Genomic DNA, 16,875 nt, shown 5'->3' with positions numbered 1-16,875 from the left:
GCGTCAGGCGCGCTCGACGTATTCCATGGTTTCGGTCGAAACGATGACCGCTTCGCCCTCGCCGACAAAGGGCGGGATCATGACGCGGACGCCGTTGTCGAGGATCGCCGGCTTGAAGGAATTGGCGGCGGTCTGACCCTTCACGGCGGGTTCGGTCTCGACGACCTTGCAGGTCACCTTGTCGGGCAGCATGGCGTTCAGCGCCTCGTCCTCGTAATATTCGACCTGGATGGTCATGCCGTCCTGGAGGAAGGGGCGGCGGTCGCCGAAGATGTCGGCGGCGATGGTCACCTGCTCGAACGTGTCGGCGTCCATGAAATGCAGGAGGCCGTCGGACTCGTAGAGGAACTGCTGGTCCTTCTGGTCGAGGCGGACGCGCTCGACCTTGTCGGCGGAGCGGAAGCGCTCGTTGAGCTTGCGGTTGTCGCGGATGTTCTTCAACTCGACCTGAGCGAAGGCGCCGCCCTTGCCGGGCTTCACATGGGCGACCTTCACCGCGACCCACAGGCCACCGTCGTGCTCGAGGATGTAGCCCGGGCGGATTTCATTGCCGTTGATCTTGGGCATGACGACTGCCGATCCATTCATAAGTTCGAAATTCGCGCCTGCTATAGCCAGACTTTGCCGCGCTGGCAAGTTGCCGGCTCCCGACGTCCGCCGCGCCACCCGCTTCTGGCGCGGAGGGATCCGCCGACATTTTGGCGACGTCGGCCTGTGTTCCAAGAAACGAGTTCCGATGACTGGCATAGATCGCGTCCCTGCGACGCTCACGCGCACGCTTTTCGCGCGTGGATTTACCACGCTTACCCCGGTACAGACCGCCATCCTCGATGCCCCGGAAGCCGACCTCCTGGTCTCGGCGCGAACCGGTTCGGGCAAGACATTGGCGCTGGGGCTCGCGCTCGCCCGCGAGGTTCTTGACGCCGACGGTCTCTACGCGTCCGGGCCTGAACCGCGGGCGCTGATCCTCGTCCCCACCCGTGAACTCGCGGCGCAGGTGCGGAACGAACTCGCCTGGCTCTTCGCGGGCACCGGCGCGCGGATCGCGTCCTGCGTCGGCGGCGCGGACGTCGCGGCCGAACGCGCGGCGCTGGCCGGAGGCTGCGCCCTGGTGGTCGGCACGCCGGGCCGCGTCGCCGACCATATCCGGCGCGGGGCGCTGCCCACCGATGCGCTGGCGACCGTGGCGCTCGACGAAGCGGACGACATGCTCGACCTCGGATTTCGCGAGGAGCTGGAGGCGATCCTGACGACGCTGCCGTCGGAGCGCCGGACCCTGATGTTCTCGGCGACCATCACCCCCCGCATCGAGGCGTTGGCGGCGCGGTTCCAGACGGGCGCCGCGCGCATCGACATCGCGGCGCCGGAGGGGGAGGCGAGCATCGCCTTCCAGGGGATGCTCGTCGCGCCCGACGATCGCGACAAGGCGGTGATCAACCTCCTCTGCCTGCATGAGCCGGAGAGCGCGCTTGTCTTCTGCGGCCGCCGGGAATCGGTCGCGCTGCTCACCGGGGAACTCTCGGCCCGCGGCTTCAGGGTGGTGGCGCTGTCGGGCGATCTCGGCCAGAGCGACCGCGACGCCGCGCTCGCCGCGATGCGTTCCGGGCGGGCGAAGGTCTGCGTGGCGACCGACGTGGCCGCGCGCGGCCTCGACCTGCCCGGGCTCGACCTCGTGATCCACGCGGACCTGCCGGCGAACCGCGAGATCCTGCTGCATCGCTCGGGGCGCACGGGCCGCGCGGGGCGCAAGGGCCTCGCCGTCCTCGTCGTCCCGCCCGCGTCGCAGCGCCGGGCCGAAACGCTGATCGCGCGGGCGGGGCTCGCGCTCGAGTGGCATCCGGTGCCGCGGCGCGAAGAGATCGAAGCCGGGCGCCGGGTCCGCATGCTCGATCACGTGGCCCCGGCGGCGGAGACCGAGCAGGACCGCGAGGCGGTCAGCGCGCTTCTCTCGACGCACGGACCGGAACGGGTCGCGGCGGCCTTCGTCCAGCTCTGGCGCGCAGGGCGTCCGGCACCGGAGGACCTCGCCGGCCGTGCCGCCGCGGGTGCGCGATCAAGGACCGGCGGCGTCTGGTTCAGCGTCAATCTCGGCCATGGCGGGCAGGCGGAAGTGCGGTGGATCCTGCCGCTGCTCTGCCGGATCGGCCGGGTGTCGCGCCGTGACATCGGCCGCGTCCGCGTGCGCGACGGCCAGACGCAGTTCGAGGTGCGCGGCGGCGCCGCCCGCGGCTTTGCCAACGCCGCCGCCCGCCATGGCGACGGCGGCCCGCGCATCGAACGTCTCGGCGCCCGACCCGGGGACGCGCCCGAAGAGGGCTGATCGGGTGGGGCGACCGCGCAGGATCACCCCCTTGCGTCCGATCCGCCAAACGGGTTTTCTGACCCGCGCAATGGCGGGGACTGAATGCGCTATTCGGCCTGGACGATCCTTCGAAACGCGGTGGCGGGCGACCGGCTGTGGACGCCCGCCTGGCGCGACCCGGCGCCGAAGGCCCGCTATGACGCCATCGTCATCGGCGGCGGCGGACACGGGCTCGCCACCGCCTACTATCTCGCCCGGAACCATGGGCTGCGGGACGTCGCGGTGCTCGAACGCGGCTATATCGGCGGTGGCAATGTCGGGCGCAACACCACCATCGTCCGCGCGAACTATCTGCTTCCCGGCAATTCCGAGTTCTATTCCCACTCGCTCCGCCTCTGGGAGGGACTGGAGCGCGAGCTGAACTACAATGTCATGATGTCCCAGCGCGGCATCCTGAACCTCTGCCATTCCGACGGCCAGTTCGACGCCTTCGCCCGCCGCGGCAATGCCATGCGCTTCCAGGGCGACGATGCCGAACTGCTCGATCGTGAAGCGGTCCGCGCCCACGCGCCCTTTCTCGATTTTCGCGACGCGCGATTTCCGATCCGGGGCGGTCTGCTGCAGCGCCGGGCGGGTACCGCGCGGCATGACGCGGTCGCCTGGGGCTTCGCGCGCGGCGCCGACCGGCTCGGCGTCGATATCATCCAGAACTGCGAGGTTACCGGCTTTCGCATCGAGAACGGCGTGGTGCGCGGCGTCGAGACCAGCCGCGGCGCCATCGCCGCGCCACGGGTCGGCATGGCCGTCGCCGGGCGGTCGAGCCAGGTCGGCGCGATGGCCGGCCTTCGCCTGCCGATCGAGAGCCAGGTTCTGCAGGCCTTCGTCACCGAGGGGCTGAAGCCGCTGATCCCCGGCGTCGTGACCTTCGGCATGGGGCATTTCTACATCAGCCAGTCGGACAAGGGCGGCCTCGTCTTCGGCGGCGATCTCGACGGCTACAATTCCTATGCGCAGCGCGGCAACCTGCCGCTGGTCGAGCATGTGATGGAGGCGGGCATGGCGCTGATGCCGATGATCGGCAAGGCGCGGGTGCTGCGCTCCTGGGGCGGGATCGTCGACATGACGATGGACGGCTCGCCGATCATGGATCGCACGCCCGTCGAGGGGCTCTTCTTCAACGGCGGCTGGTGCTATGGCGGCTTCAAGGCGGTGCCCGGCTCCGGCTGGTGCTTCGCCCATCTGATGGCGACCGGCGCGTCGCATCCGGCGGCGGCGCGCTTCCGGCTCGACCGGTTCGCGACCGGCCATGTGATCGACGAGGAGGCGACCGGTGCCCAGCCGAACCTGCACTGATCGCGGCGCGCCATGCGCCTGACCTGTCCGGTCTGCGGCGAGCGCGACTTGCGTGAGTTCAGCTATCGCGGTTCGGCGAAGTTGCTGGCGCGGCCATCCGCGGAGTCCGGGGCGGAGGCGTTCCACGACTATCTGAACCTGCGCGACAATCCGGCGGGTCCGAACCTCGAACTCTGGCAGCATGATGGCGGTTGCCGCGCCTGGCTGCGGGTGGCGCGGGACACGCGAAGCCACGAGATACTGGATGTCGCGCTGGCCCGAGAGGTGGCACGGTGAGGTTGGCGTCGGGCGGGGCGATCGACAGGACGCACGATCTCGACGTGCTGTTCGACGGGCGCCAGCTCGTCGCCCATCCCGGCGACACGCTGGCCTCGGCGCTGGTCGCCAACGGCGTCCGTGTGGTCGGGCGCGGCTTCAAGTACCACCGCCCGCGCGGGATCCTGACCGCGGGGTCGGAGGAACCAAACGCGCTCGTCACCGTCGGCCATGGCGCCGCGGCGACGCCGAACACGCGGGCGACCACGCAGGAGGTATTCGATGGCCTGACCGCCTTCAGCCAGAACCGCTGGCCGAGCGCGCGGTTCGACCTGATGGCGATCAACGACCTCGCCGCGCCATTGCTCGGCGCCGGCTTCTACTACAAGACCTTCATGTGGCCGAAGAGCTTCTGGGAGAAGGTGTACGAACCCGCGATCCGCCGCGCCGCCGGGCTTGGGGCGCTGTCGGGCCGCGCTGACACGGATGAGAACGAGAAGGCCTTCGCCTTCTGCGACCTGCTCGTCATCGGCGGCGGGCCGGCGGGCCTGATGGCGGCGCTGACGGGAGCCCGCGCGGGCCTTCGCGTGATCCTCGCCGACGAGGATTTCCGCTTCGGTGGTCGCCTCAAGGCCGAGAGCCTCGAAGTCGATGGCGCACCCGGAGATGTCTGGGCGGCCGGCCTGGTCACCGAGCTCGCCACCCTGCCCAATGTGCGTCTGATGCCGCGCACGACCGTCACCGGGGCCTATGACGGCGGCACCTACGGCGCGCTTGAGCGGGTGAGCGAGCATATCGGCCTCGCGCCGGAGCATACGCCGCGCCAGTGTTTCTGGCGGATCACCGCGCGGCGCGCGATCCTCGCCGCCGGGGCGCTGGAGCGGCCGATCGCCTTTCCGGACAATGACCGGCCGGGCGTAATGCTCGCCGGCGCCGTCCGTGCCTACCTTCGCCGCTGGGCGGTCGTGCCGGGGCGGCGGGTCGCGGTCTTCACCTGCCATGACGAAGGGTGGCGCACCGCGACCGATCTCGCCGCCGCCGGGGTGGAAGTCACCGCGCTGGTCGACGGCCGGACCGGCGTCGCACCGCCGCGCGGCGACTGGCGCACCTTCACCGGCGCCGAAGTCATCGGAACCCGCGGCCGCCTCGGCCTGCGCGAGATCATGGTGCGGGACCGCGCCGGCATCCGCCCGATCCCGGCCGACTGCCTCGCCGTCTCGGGCGGATGGAATCCGGCGGTGCATCTCACCTGTCACCTCGGTGGCCGGCCGACCTGGGAACCGGAGATCTCGGCCTTCGTCCCGACGGCGGGCGCGGTGCCGGGGCTGGTGGCGGTCGGCGCCGCGGCCGGCGCCTTCTCGACCCAGGCGGCGCTCGCCGCCGGCGCGGCGGCCGGGGCGCGGGCCGCGCACGATCTCGGCTTCCCGCCACCGGCGCCGGAGGTGCCCGCGGCCGAGGACGCATCCGTCGCCGTGCCGCCGTTCTGGCAGGTGCGCGACGTCAAGGGCCGCGCCTGGCTCGACTTCCAGAACGACGTCACCGTGAAGGACGTCGCCCTGGCCGCGCGCGAGAATTTCCGCTCGGTGGAGCATATGAAGCGCTATACCACGCTCGGCATGGCGACCGACCAGGGCAAGATCGCCAATGTCGCCGGTCTCGCGATCCTCGCCGAGCTCACCGGGCGGGCCGTGCCGGAGACGGGGACAACCACTTATCGGCCGCCCTACGCGCCGGTCCCGATCGCGACGCTCGGCGCGGGCGCGGCGGGGCAGGGGTTCCAGCCCCGCCGCCTCACCCCCGCCCACGCGCCGGCGGCGGCCCTCGGCGCGCGCTTCGTCGAGGCGGGTCTCTGGTTCCGGCCGAGCTGGTTTCCGCGGCCCGGCGAAACCGAGTGGCGCCAGTCCTGCGACCGCGAGGTCGCGATGGTCCGGCAGGCGGTCGGCGTCTGCGACGTGACGACGCTTGGCAAGATCGACGTGCAGGGACCGGACGCGGCGACATTCCTCGATCGCGTCTATTCAAACGTGATCTCGACCCTCGCCGTCGGCCGTGTCCGCTACGGGCTGATGCTACGCGAGGATGGGTTTGCCATGGACGACGGCACCGTCGCGCGGCTCGGGCCGGAGCATTTCCTGCTGACCACCACCACCGTCGCCGCGGGGCAGGTGATGTCCCATCTCGAATTCTGCGCGCAATGCCTCTGGCCGGAACTCGACGTCCAGACCATCTCGGTCACCGAGCAATGGGCGCAGCTCGCCGTCGCCGGCCCCCGGTCGCGTGAACTGGTCAACGGCCTGCTCGACAAGGCCGTGGACGGTGCCGGCTTTCCCTACATGGCCTGCGGCGCGGCCTCCGTCCTCGGAATCGCCGGGCGGCTGTTCCGCATCTCCTTCTCCGGCGAGCACGCCTACGAGGTCGCGGTACCCGCCCGCTTCGGCGCCGCCTTGTTCGAGACGCTGGTCACCCGGGCCGAGGCGCTCGGCGGCGGCGCCTATGGCATGGAGGCGCTGAACGTGCTCCGCGTCGAAAAGGGCCTTCTGACCCATGCCGAGCTGACCGGCCGGACCACCGCCTTCGATCTCGGCCTCGGGCGGATGGTCTCGGGCACCAAGGACTGTGTCGGCAAGGTCGCGAGCCAACGGCCCGGCCTGTCGGGACCGGAGCGTGAGCAGTTGGTCGGCCTGCGCCCGGTGGACCCCGCGGCGCGGCTGGTCGCGGGGGCGCATGTGGTGGCGCCCGGCGCGGAGGCGGTCGCGGCGAACGATCTCGGCTATCTCACCTCGGCCTGCCATTCGCCGACGCTCGGCCACGCCATCGCGCTGGGCTTCGTGCGCGACGGGCGGGCGCGGATCGGCCAGCGGCTGCGCGCCGTCTGCGCGCTCCGCGGTCTCGATGTCGAATGCGAACTGGTGTCGCCGGTCTTCCACGCCCCCGAAGGAGGGCGCCTGCGTGGCTGATCTCGCGCCGCTCGGACCGATGGACGGGCTCGGCCTTCCGGTCGAGATCGGCGGCGTGATCCTCGCGCCGCTGCCCTCTGCGCCGATGGTCTCGATCGCGCCATTTCGCGGCCGCGAGGCCGAGGTCGCCGCCGCCCTCGGCACGCCGCTCGAAACCGGGACCGCGACCGATATCGGTGGCGGCCGGCTGGTCTGGGCGGGCCTCGGGCTGTGGTTCCTGATCGGGGCGCCCGCGCCCGACCTCGCCGGCCGCGCCGCGGTCACCGATCAGGGCGATGGCTGGGCCGGGCTGCGGGTGACCGGCGCGGCGGCGGGCGATGTGCTCGCGCGGCTGGTGCCCGTCGAACTCGATCCCGCGACCTTCGCGCCGTGGCGGGTGGCGCGCACCCTGCTCGGCCATGTGATGGCTTTGGTGATCGCGCGGCCCGAAGGCTATGACGTCATGGTCATGCGATCCTTCGCCGGGACGGCGGTCGAGGAGATCACCCACGCCGCCCGCGCCGTCGCGGCGCGCGCCGCGCTCGACTGAGCCTCGACCGGGACACGGGGGCACTTTTCCTTCGCGGGTCGCGGCGCTATGACACGGACCTCAGTTTCTCGCGGGGCGCCTGACAGATGGAAAAGACATTCGACGCGGCGCGCGCCGAGGCCGAGATCGCCGACCTCTGGGACGCGAAGAACGCCTTCGCCGCCGGGACCAATGCCGGACCGGACGCCAAGCCGTTCTGCATCCTGCTGCCGCCGCCGAACGTCACCGGCAGCCTGCATATGGGCCATGCCTTCAACCACACGCTGATGGACATCCTCGCCCGCTGGCACCGGATGCGGGGCGACGACGTGCTGTGGCAACCCGGCCTCGACCATGCCGGCATCGCCACCCAGATGGTGGTCGAGCGCCAGCTCGCCGCCGCCGGCAATATCGGCCGGCGCGACATGGGGCGCGAGGCCTTCGTCGCCAAGGTCTGGGAATGGAAGGGCAAGTCGGGCGGCACCATCCTCGATCAGTGCCGTCGGCTCGGCGACAGTTTCGACCTGTCGCGCAACGCCTTCACCATGTCGGGAGCGCCGGGCGCGCCGGCGGGCGAGGAAGGTAACTTCCACGACGCGGTGCTGAAAGCCTTCGTCTCGCTGTACGACAAGGGCCTGATCTATCGCGGCAAGCGGCTGGTGAACTGGGATCCGCATTTCGAGACGGCGATCTCTGACCTCGAGGTCGAGCAGGTCGAGGAGAAAGGCAGCCTCTGGCGCCTGCGCTATCCGCTGGAGAACGGCGCGACCTACGAGCATCCCATCGAATTCGACGCCGAGGGCAAGCCCACGGCCTACGAGACGCGCGACTATCTGGTTGTCGCAACCACGCGACCGGAGACGATGCTGGGCGATACCGGCGTCGCGGTGAACCCGGACGATCCGCGTTACACCCATCTGATCGGCAGATCGGTCCGCCTGCCGCTGGTCGGCCGCTCGATCCCGATCGTCGCCGACGCCTATGCCGACCCGACCAAGGGCACCGGCGCGGTGAAAATCACCCCGGCGCATGATTTCAACGACTGGGAGGTCGGCAAACGCGCGGGTCTGCGGGTCATCAACGTGATGGGAACGCGCGCCCAGATCGCGTTGAAGGACAATGCGGATTTCTGGGACGGGATCGATGGGTCCGACGCGCTGGCCGGTCTCGACGGAATGGACCGTTACGAGGCGCGGGACGCGATCGTCACGCTCGCCCACGATGAAGGCTGGCTCGACGGGATCGACGCGGAGCCGCACATGGTCCCGCACGGCGACCGCTCCAAGGTCGCGATCGAGCCGCTCCTGACCGACCAGTGGTTCGTGAAGACCGAAGAGTTGGCTGAGAAGGCGATGGACGCGGTCCGCTCCGACAAGACGCGTATCCTGCCGGAGCGCGACGAGAAGACGTTCTTCCACTGGATGGAGAATATCGAGCCTTGGTGCATCTCCCGGCAATTGTGGTGGGGGCATCAGATCCCGGTTTGGTACGGGCCAGAAATCGACAGTGAGGGGAAAGTTGTGCCCGGGGCGGTGCGGGCCTTCTGCGCTTCCACTGAGCAGGAAGTTCTTAAAAAAGCACAAGAGTTCTATGGTGCGAGCATCCCGATCAGCTTCTCTAGGGAAGAGGGTGCGCTGAGGGAACATGTGCCCCCCGCGGCATATGGGGTTGATAGCGACGGCACGCTCGGATGGACGGAGCTAGATCGCGACCCCGACGTCCTCGACACGTGGTTCTCCTCCGGCATCTGGCCGATCGGCACCATGGGTTGGCCCGAAAACACACCCGAACTCGCGAAGTATTTCCCGACCTCCGTCCTCGTCACCGGCTTCGATATCATCTTCTTCTGGGTCGCCCGGATGATGATGATGCAGCTCGAACTAACCGGAAAGGTGCCGTTCAAGGACGTCTATATCCATGCCCTCGTCCGCGACGAGAAGGGCAAGAAGATGTCGAAATCGCTCGGCAACGTCCTCGACCCGATCGAACTGATCGACGAGTTCGGCGCCGACGCGGTGCGCTTCACCCTGACCGCGATGGCGGCGATGGGGCGCGACCTGAAGCTCAGCCGCGACCGGATCGCCGGCTATCGCAACTTCGGCACCAAGCTCTGGAACGCCGCGCGCTTCGCCGAGATGAACGACTGCCGGCCGGTCGCGGGCTTCGATCCGGCCTCCGTCACCCTGACCGCGAACAAATGGATCGTCGGCGAGACCGGCCGGGTGCGCGAGACGCTGGACGCGGCGCTGGACGCCTATCGCTTCAACGACGCGGCGAACGTGCTCTATGCCCATGTCTGGGGCAATGTCTGCGACTGGTATGTCGAGCTGGCCAAACCGCTGTTTCAGGACGCGGCGGCGGCGGAGGAGACGCGCGCCACGATGGCCTGGGTGCTCGACCAGTGCCTGATCCTGCTCCACCCGCTGATGCCCTTCATCACCGAGGCGCTCTGGGGCCAGATCGCGGCGCGGCCGAAGCTGCTCGTCCATACCGACTGGCCGAGCTACGGCGCCGAATTGGTCGATGCCGCGGCCGACGCCGAAATGGGCTGGATCGTGGCGCTGATCGAGGAAATCCGCTCGGTCCGCGCCCAGATGCATGTTCCCGCCGGCGCCAAGGTGCCGTTGATCCAGCTCGATCTCGGGCCCGATCAGGCCGCGGCGCTGGAGCGCGATCGCGCGCTCGTCGCCCGGCTGGCGCGGATCGAGCGGTTCGAGACGGCGGCCGAGGCGCCGAAGGGCGCCGTCACGCTGACCGTGCGCGGCGCGACCTTCTGCCTGCCGCTGGCCGATGTGATCGACATCGCCGCCGAGCGCGAGCGGCTTGGCAAGGCGGCGGACAAGCTCGCCAAGGAGGCGGCCGGTCTCAAGGCCAAGCTCGGCAATCCCGCCTTCGTCGCCAAGGCGCCGGAGGACGTGGTGGACGAGAACCGCGCGCGCCTCGGCGCCGCCGAGGAGGAACTGGGCATCCTGCGCGCCGCCCAGGCGCGTCTGGCGTCGCTCTGACCATGGCGCCCCGGCTGACGCCGCTGGTGGCGAGCCTGCCCGCGACCGTGCCCTTCGTCGGTCCCGAGACCGGCGAGCGGGCGCGCGGCGTGCCGTTCCGCGCCCGGCTCGGCGCCAACGAGAGCGTCTTCGGTCCTTCGCCCAAGGCGATCGCCGCGATGGCCGAGGCCGCCGCGGTCGCCTGGCGCTACGGCGATCCGGAGGCGCATGACCTCCGCGCCGCCGTCGCCGCGCATCACGGCGTCGGCCCTGAGAACATCATGCTGGGGGAGGGGATCGACGGCCTGCTCGGCTATCTCGTCCGCATGCTGGTGACGCCGGGCACGCCGGTCGTCACCTCGCTCGGCACCTATCCCACCTTCAATTATCACGTCACCGGCTATGGCGGGGTGCTCCGCGCCGTGCCCTACAACGGCGACGCGACCGATCCGCTGGCACTGGCCACGGCCGCGCGCGAGAGCGGCGCGCCGCTGGTCTATCTCGCCAATCCCGACAATCCGATGGGCGGCTGGCATTCCGCCGGGATGATCTCCGCGCTGATCGCGGCCCTGCCCGAGGACGCGGTGCTCTGCCTCGACGAGGCCTATGCCGATTTCGCCCCGCCCGAGGCGATCCCGCCGATCGACGTCTCGGAACCGCGGGTGATCCGCATGCGCACCTTCTCCAAGGCGCATGGGCTCGCCGGCGCGCGGATCGGCTATGCCATCGGCCACGCCGATCTGATCGCCGCCTTCGACCGGGTGCGCAATCATTTCGGCCTCGGCGTGATGGCCCAGGCCGGCGCCCTCGCCGCGCTGTCGGACCGCCGCTGGCTCGCCGAAGTGGTGGCGCGGGTGGCCGAGGGGCGCGCGCGGCTCGGCGAGATCGCCGCAGCCCGCGGCCTTCGCGCTCTGCCCTCGGCGACCAATTTCGTGACCATCGACTGCGGTCGCGACGGCGCCTTCGCGCGGCGGGTGCTCGCCGGCATGATCGCCCGCGGCGTCTTCATCCGCATGCCCTTCGTCGCGCCGCAGGACCGCTGCGTGCGGATCAGCGTCGGCCGCCCGGCCGAACTCGCCATCGTCGCCCAGGCGCTGCCCGCCGCGCTCGACGAGGCCGAACGGGCGACGCGGCACGCGTAACCCCGGGGTCTATCCCTCCTGCAGGGCGCGGGAGAAATAGTCGGTGAAGGGCTTCACGAAATAGCTGAGCGGGCTGCGCTCGTCGGTGCCGATGAACGCCTCGACCGGCATGCCGGGTACCAGCGGCCGGTGGATCAGCTTCTCCTGACTCGCCGCGTCGAGCTCGATATCGACGAGATAGTAGCGCGAGCCATTGTTTCGGTCTTCCATCGTATCCGCCGACAGCGTCTTCACATGCCCCGTCACCTCGGGCGTGGTCCGCGCGTCGAAGGCCGAGAAGCGCATCGTCGCCTGCTGGCCGATATGGATCTGGTCGATATTGATCGGCATCACATGGCCGCGCACGATCAGGGGCGCGTCCTTCGGGACGATGTACATCACCGGTTCCGCCGCCCGGATCACGCCGCGCAGCGTGTCGGCGGTATTACCGTAGATCACGCCGGCCACCGGCGCCCGCAGATCAAGCTTCTCCACCTGCTGGCGCAGGTTGTCGCGCCGCTCGCGCAGCTCGATCTCGCGAAATTCGAGATCCCGCAGCTCCGAGATCGCGTCCTCGCGGGTCTTGGAATCGAGTTGGACGAGATTGATCTCGATCTCGGCGATCTTGCCCTTGTTCTCGGCGATCGTCGCCTCGACCTGACCGCTGGTGCCTTCGAGTTCCGCGAGGGCGCGGCGCGGGGTCAGAACCCGCGTGATCTCGGTCAGGCCCTTGGCGAGCAGCGATTCCTGGCCGTCGATCTCGCGCGTGATGAGGGTGATCTGCTTCTGGGTGGCGGCCTGCACGGCGTCCAGTCCCTCGATCTGACGCTCGATCTGGGTCTGGCGCTCCCTCAGCTGGCCCGCCTCCTCGCCCTGCAGCTTCTGGCGGGCCTTGAACTGCTGCTCCTGCGCCTTCATCAGCGTCGCGATATTCGGCGTGCTCGCCCGCGAAGTCAGCTCGGGGTCGAAGGTGATCTCGGTCAATCCATCGCGCTCGGCCGAGAGGCGCCCCTTGCGGGCGAGGATCTCGAACCACTGACCCTCGACGATGCCGAGTTCGGACACGATCTCGTCGCCCTCGAGGCGCACCAGCACGTCGCCGGCGTTTACCGACGCGCCGTTGCGCACATTGATCACCTCGATGACGCCGCCGGTCGGATGCTGGACCACCTGCCTGTTGCCCTCGACCTCCAGCGTGCCCGGCACGATCACCGCGCCGGAAATCCGTGCCATCGCCGCCCAGGCGCCGAGCCCGAACACCAGCACGAAAACCGCCAGATAGCCGCCCAGCATGAAGCGATTGACAAACCAGCGATGCGTGGATTCGTCGCTCATCATTGTCCCTCCGCCACCCGTCCCGCGACCTGGGCATAGTTTCGCACATGCGCCTTCAGGACCTCGTCGCGCGGACCATAGGCCTTGGCGACCCCGCCGTCGACGATCAGGATCACGTCGCATTCGGCGATGCCGGCCGGCCGGTGCGCCATGATGACGACCGCCTTGCCCTCCGACTTGGCCTGGCGGATCGCGAGGTTCAGCGCGTCCTGGCCGGCCGAGTCGAGATTGGAATTCGGCTCGTCGAGCACCATCACCACCGGGTCGCCATAGAAGGCCCGCGCCAGCCCGATCCGCTGCTTCTGCCCGCCCGAGAGGCGCGCACCACCGGCGAAGACCGGCGTGTCGTATCCCTGCGGCAGGCCGAGGATCATCTCATGCGCGCCCGCCTTCTTGGCGGCCGCGACCACGGCGGCCGGGTCCGGTCGCTCGCGCAGCCTGCCGATATTCTCGGCGACGGTGCCGTCGAACAGGACCACGTCCTGCGGCAGATAGCCGATATAGCCGCCGAGCACGTCCGGATCGTAATGCTCGAGGGCCGCGCCGTCGAGCCGCACCGAACCCGAGGCCGGGCGCCAGATGCCGGTCAGCACCCGCGCCAGCGTCGATTTGCCCGAGGCCGACGCGCCGATGACGCCAAGCGCCTGGCCGGGCTGCAGGGTGAAATCGAGCATCCGGAGGCTCGCCTTCTGCTGCTCCGGCGGGAAGACGGTGATCTGGTTCACCTCGAACAGCGCGCGGGGCCGGGGCAGGGCGGTCCGATCCGGCAGTTCCGGCGTGCTCTCCAAGAGCTTGGTGAGCGAGGCCCAGCCCTGGCGCGCGCGCAGAACCAACGGCCAGCCACCGATCGCCTGCTCGATCGGCGCGAGGGCGCGGCCGAGCAGGATCGAGCCCGCGATCATCGCACCCGCGCTCATCTGGCCATGAATCACCAGATAGGCGCCGAGGCCGAGTACCGCCGACTGCAGGAAGAACCGGAAGGTCTTGGAAATCGTCGCGAACTGGCTGACGCGATCGCCGGAGAGCAGTTGCGAGCGCAGGGCATGGCCGCGCAGCTTCTGCCAGCGCGCGACCACCGCGCCGCGCATGCCGAGCGCCTGGATCATCTCGCCCTGCTGGCGGATCGTCTCGGCGAAGGCGTCGCCCTGCATCGTGGCGATATTCGCCTCGATCTCGGGCCGGCGCGTCAGGATCTGGTTCAGGATGGTGACGGCGACGAGGATCAGCCCGCCCCCGATCGAGAGATAGCCGAGCCATGGATGGAAGGTGAAGATCGCGAAGATATAGACCGGCGCCCAGGGCATGTCGAAGACGGCGAAGAGCACAGGCGAGCCCATCAGCTTCTGCACCGACTCGAGATCCTTCAGCCCCGAGGCGGGCTTGGAGCGTTCGCTCGACAGGATCGAACGGCGAAGCGTCGCGTTGAACACGCGGGCATCGAGCCGCGCCTGCATGGTAGCGCCGATGCGCGCGGCGATCCGGGTGCGGGCATAGTCAAGGATGCCCATCAAGGCATAGAGCGCCGCGACGAGCAGCGTCAGGGCGAGCAGGGTCTCCTCGGACCGGCTCGGCAGCACGCGGTCGTAAATCTGAAGCATGTAGAGCGAGCCGGTCAGCATCAACACGTTCACGAAAAAACTGAAGACGCCGACGCTGACAAACAGGTGCTTCATGCCGCCAAGGCCGGCCGCCGGTCCGTTCAACTCTCTCCGCATCGATATCCTCCCGCCGTTCCAGCGCCGCTTGGGTCGCCCTTGTCGGGCGCCGCGGCAAGTCCGCGATCGCGCGAAATCAATCCGACGCCGACACTAAGGGCCGGCAATCCCATTAAAAACGTTAACAGATTGTGCATTTCGGCGCGAACTCGCCGATGCCGGCCATTCCGGGAACCGATCCGCTCAACGCAACAATCCTGTCATCTGAAGGAGGTCAGACGTCGAATAGACCCCATCGGCGAAGGGCGCGGGTCAGCTTTCGGCCCCGGCGAGGCGAATCACCGGCTCCATCGCCGCGAAGACTTCCGAAGGCAGATGGCATTTCACATGATGTCCGGGCTCCAGTTCGCGGAAGGGCGGCATCTCGGTTTCGCAGAGATCGCTTCCGGTTTGCGCCTTGCGCGGACAACGGGTCTGGAACGGGCAGCCCGGCGGAGGGTTGACCGCGGACGGAATGTCGCCGGTCAGCACGATCCGCTTGCGCTTCACCGAGGTATCCGCGATCGGCACCGCCGACAGCAGCGCCTCGGTATAGGGATGATAGGGCGGCTGAAACACCTGGTCCGTGCCGCCGATCTCGACCACGTGCCCGAGATACATGACCATCACCCGGTCGGCGAGATAGCGCACCACGCCCAGATCATGGCTGATGAACAGCATCGTCGTGCGGTGCCGGCGCTGGATGTCCATCAAGAGATCGGTCACCGCCGCCTGCACCGAGACGTCGAGCGCCGAGACCGGCTCGTCCGCCACCACCGCCCTCGGCGCCCCGGCGAAGGCGCGTGCGATGCCGATGCGCTGTTTCTGCCCGCCCGAGAGCTGCCGCGGCATTCGGCGTGCGAAGGCGCGCGGCAGCTTCACCAGATCGAGCAGCTCCAGCATCTTGGCTTCGCGCGCGGCGTGGCCGTCGCCGAAGCGGAACTTTTCCAACACCCGGATGATCTGCGTACCGATCGACTGGCTGGGGTTCAGCGTGTCGAACGGGTTCTGGAATACCATCTGGATGTCGGCGACGGTGCGCGTGTCACGGGAACCGATCGTCCGCTGGCCGATCTCCAGCTCGCCGAGCTGGACCGCGCCGTCGCTCGCCGTCTCGAGTCCGAGCAGCACCTTGGCGAGCGTCGACTTGCCGCAGCCGCTCTCGCCGACGATCGCCAGCGTCTCGGCCTCGCGCGCCTCGAAGCTCACCGACTCGTTCGCCTTGACGACGCGGGTCGAGTCGCCCCCGAACAAGCCGCCGGATCCGACGCGGTAATATTTGCGCAACTCCCGCGCGCTGAGCACCACGTCGCCGATCGGCGCCGGCTCGGCGCGGGTCGCGATGGTCGGGGGCGCCGTCCAGTCGATTTCGTGAAACCGCAGGCAGCGGCTCGCATGGCTGGACGAAACCGGCAGCATCGGCACGTCGGTCGCGTCGCAACGCTTCTTCTCGAAACAGCCGCAGCGCGGCCCGAAGTTGCAGCCGGGCGGGCGTTCGTGCGGCAGCGGGAAATTGCCCGGAATCGCGATCAGCGGACGACTCGTCTTGTCGGCGCCGGGCAGGGGGATCGAGCGAAACAGCCCTTGCGTGTAAGGGTGGCGCATCTCGTCGAACACTTCCGCTATTGGCCCGGTCTCCACCGCCTCGCCGGAATACATCACGCAGATCCGGTCGCAGGTCTCGAGCACCAGCCCGAGATTGTGGCTGATGAACAGCATCGAGGTGCCGAAGTCGCGGCCGAGATCCTTGACCAGCTGGACGATCCCGGCCTCGACTGTGACATCGAGCGCCGTGGTCGGCTCGTCGAGGATCAGGAGCGCCGGCTGCGCCATCAGCGCCATGGCGATGACGATGCGCTGCTGCTGGCCACCCGAGAGCTGGTGCGGATAGCTGCCGAGGATGCGCGGTGGATCGGGCAGGCGGACGGCGTCGACCACGCGCAGGGCGCGCGCGCGCGCTTCGGCGGCGCCGATGCCCTCGTGGATCATCGGCACTTCCATCAGCTGCGCGCCGACCTTCATCGCCGGATTCAGGCTCGCCATCGGTTCCTGATAGATCATCGCGATCTCGGAGCCGCGGATCCGGCGCAGGTCGGCATCCGGCATGGTCACGAGGTCGCGCCCCTTGAAGCGGATGGAGCCGCCAACGATCCGTCCGCTCGCGCCGAGATCGCGCATGACCCCGAGCGCGACCGTCGATTTGCCGCAACCGCTCTCGCCGACGAGGCCGAGCGCCTGCCCTGGCATCACCGTCGCCGAGAAGTTCATCACCGCCGGAATCTCTCCGATCCGGGTGAAGAAGGAGATCGAGAGGTTCTCGATCTCCAGGATGGGCTCCGCCATGGCTTTACCGTGTGCTATCTGGA

At 69.1% G+C, this 16,875-nt stretch carries 11 protein-coding genes; 7 read left to right on the top strand and 4 right to left on the bottom strand.

What is annotated here, in order from left to right:
* Window positions 1-3: 3 nt before the first annotated feature.
* Window positions 4-567, bottom strand: coding sequence for an elongation factor P (gene efp, locus Q0480_RS13760; RefSeq protein WP_299133759.1), 564 nt, complete (start codon window positions 565-567; stop codon window positions 4-6).
* 169 nt (window positions 568-736) lie between these two features.
* Here efp and Q0480_RS13755 point away from each other — a divergent pair, with 169 nt between their 5' ends.
* The 7 genes from Q0480_RS13755 (at window position 737) to Q0480_RS13725 (ending at window position 11,501) form a co-directional block, all read left to right on the top strand.
* Window positions 737-2,320, top strand: coding sequence for a DEAD/DEAH box helicase (locus tag Q0480_RS13755; RefSeq protein WP_299133758.1), 1,584 nt, complete (start codon window positions 737-739; stop codon window positions 2,318-2,320).
* An 84-nt stretch (window positions 2,321-2,404) separates the two neighbouring features.
* Window positions 2,405-3,655: a sarcosine oxidase subunit beta family protein gene (locus Q0480_RS13750; RefSeq protein ID WP_299133757.1), complete on the top strand. Its 1,251-nt coding sequence runs from the start codon at window positions 2,405-2,407 to the stop codon at window positions 3,653-3,655.
* 12 nt (window positions 3,656-3,667) lie between these two features.
* Window positions 3,668-3,931 (top strand): sarcosine oxidase subunit delta, encoded by a 264-nt coding sequence (locus tag Q0480_RS13745; protein WP_299133756.1) that lies wholly within the window; start codon window positions 3,668-3,670, stop codon window positions 3,929-3,931.
* Window positions 3,928-6,867, top strand: coding sequence for a sarcosine oxidase subunit alpha family protein (locus Q0480_RS13740; protein ID WP_299133755.1), 2,940 nt, complete (start codon window positions 3,928-3,930; stop codon window positions 6,865-6,867). Before Q0480_RS13745 ends, Q0480_RS13740 begins: the two co-directional genes overlap by 4 nt.
* On the top strand, window positions 6,860-7,396 hold the full coding sequence (locus Q0480_RS13735) for a sarcosine oxidase subunit gamma (RefSeq protein WP_299133754.1): 537 nt from the start codon (window positions 6,860-6,862) through the stop codon (window positions 7,394-7,396). The genes Q0480_RS13740 and Q0480_RS13735 overlap by 8 nt, the downstream gene beginning before the upstream one ends.
* Window positions 7,397-7,482: 86 nt before the next feature.
* The gene (locus tag Q0480_RS13730) at window positions 7,483-10,380 is read left to right on the top strand and encodes a valine--tRNA ligase (RefSeq protein WP_299133752.1); all 2,898 of its coding nucleotides are present in this window, start codon (window positions 7,483-7,485) and stop codon (window positions 10,378-10,380) included.
* 2 nt (window positions 10,381-10,382) lie between these two features.
* Window positions 10,383-11,501, top strand: a complete 1,119-nt coding sequence (locus Q0480_RS13725; RefSeq protein ID WP_299133751.1) for a pyridoxal phosphate-dependent aminotransferase — start codon at window positions 10,383-10,385, stop codon at window positions 11,499-11,501.
* A gap of 9 nt (window positions 11,502-11,510) precedes the next feature.
* On the opposite strand, the gene Q0480_RS13720 is transcribed toward Q0480_RS13725, so the two are convergent.
* The 3 genes from Q0480_RS13720 to Q0480_RS13710 form a co-directional block, all read right to left on the bottom strand.
* On the bottom strand, window positions 11,511-12,815 hold the full coding sequence (locus Q0480_RS13720) for an HlyD family type I secretion periplasmic adaptor subunit (protein ID WP_299133745.1): 1,305 nt from the start codon (window positions 12,813-12,815) through the stop codon (window positions 11,511-11,513).
* Window positions 12,815-14,530, bottom strand: a complete 1,716-nt coding sequence (locus tag Q0480_RS13715) for a type I secretion system permease/ATPase (RefSeq protein WP_299133744.1) — start codon at window positions 14,528-14,530, stop codon at window positions 12,815-12,817. Before Q0480_RS13715 ends, Q0480_RS13720 begins: the two co-directional genes overlap by 1 nt.
* A gap of 252 nt (window positions 14,531-14,782) precedes the next feature.
* Window positions 14,783-16,852 carry an ABC transporter ATP-binding protein gene (locus Q0480_RS13710; protein WP_299133742.1) on the bottom strand — a complete coding sequence of 690 codons (2,070 nt, stop codon included), beginning with the start codon at window positions 16,850-16,852 and terminating at the stop codon, window positions 14,783-14,785.
* Between the last annotated feature and the right edge of the window lie 23 nt (window positions 16,853-16,875).

Origin of the sequence: uncultured Amaricoccus sp. (assembly GCF_937891315.1) — a bacterium.
Taxonomy (GTDB): domain Bacteria; phylum Pseudomonadota; class Alphaproteobacteria; order Rhodobacterales; family Rhodobacteraceae; genus Amaricoccus.
The sequence above is the reverse complement of the archived record's forward strand: the minus strand, read 5'-3'. Positions and strand labels throughout refer to the sequence as shown.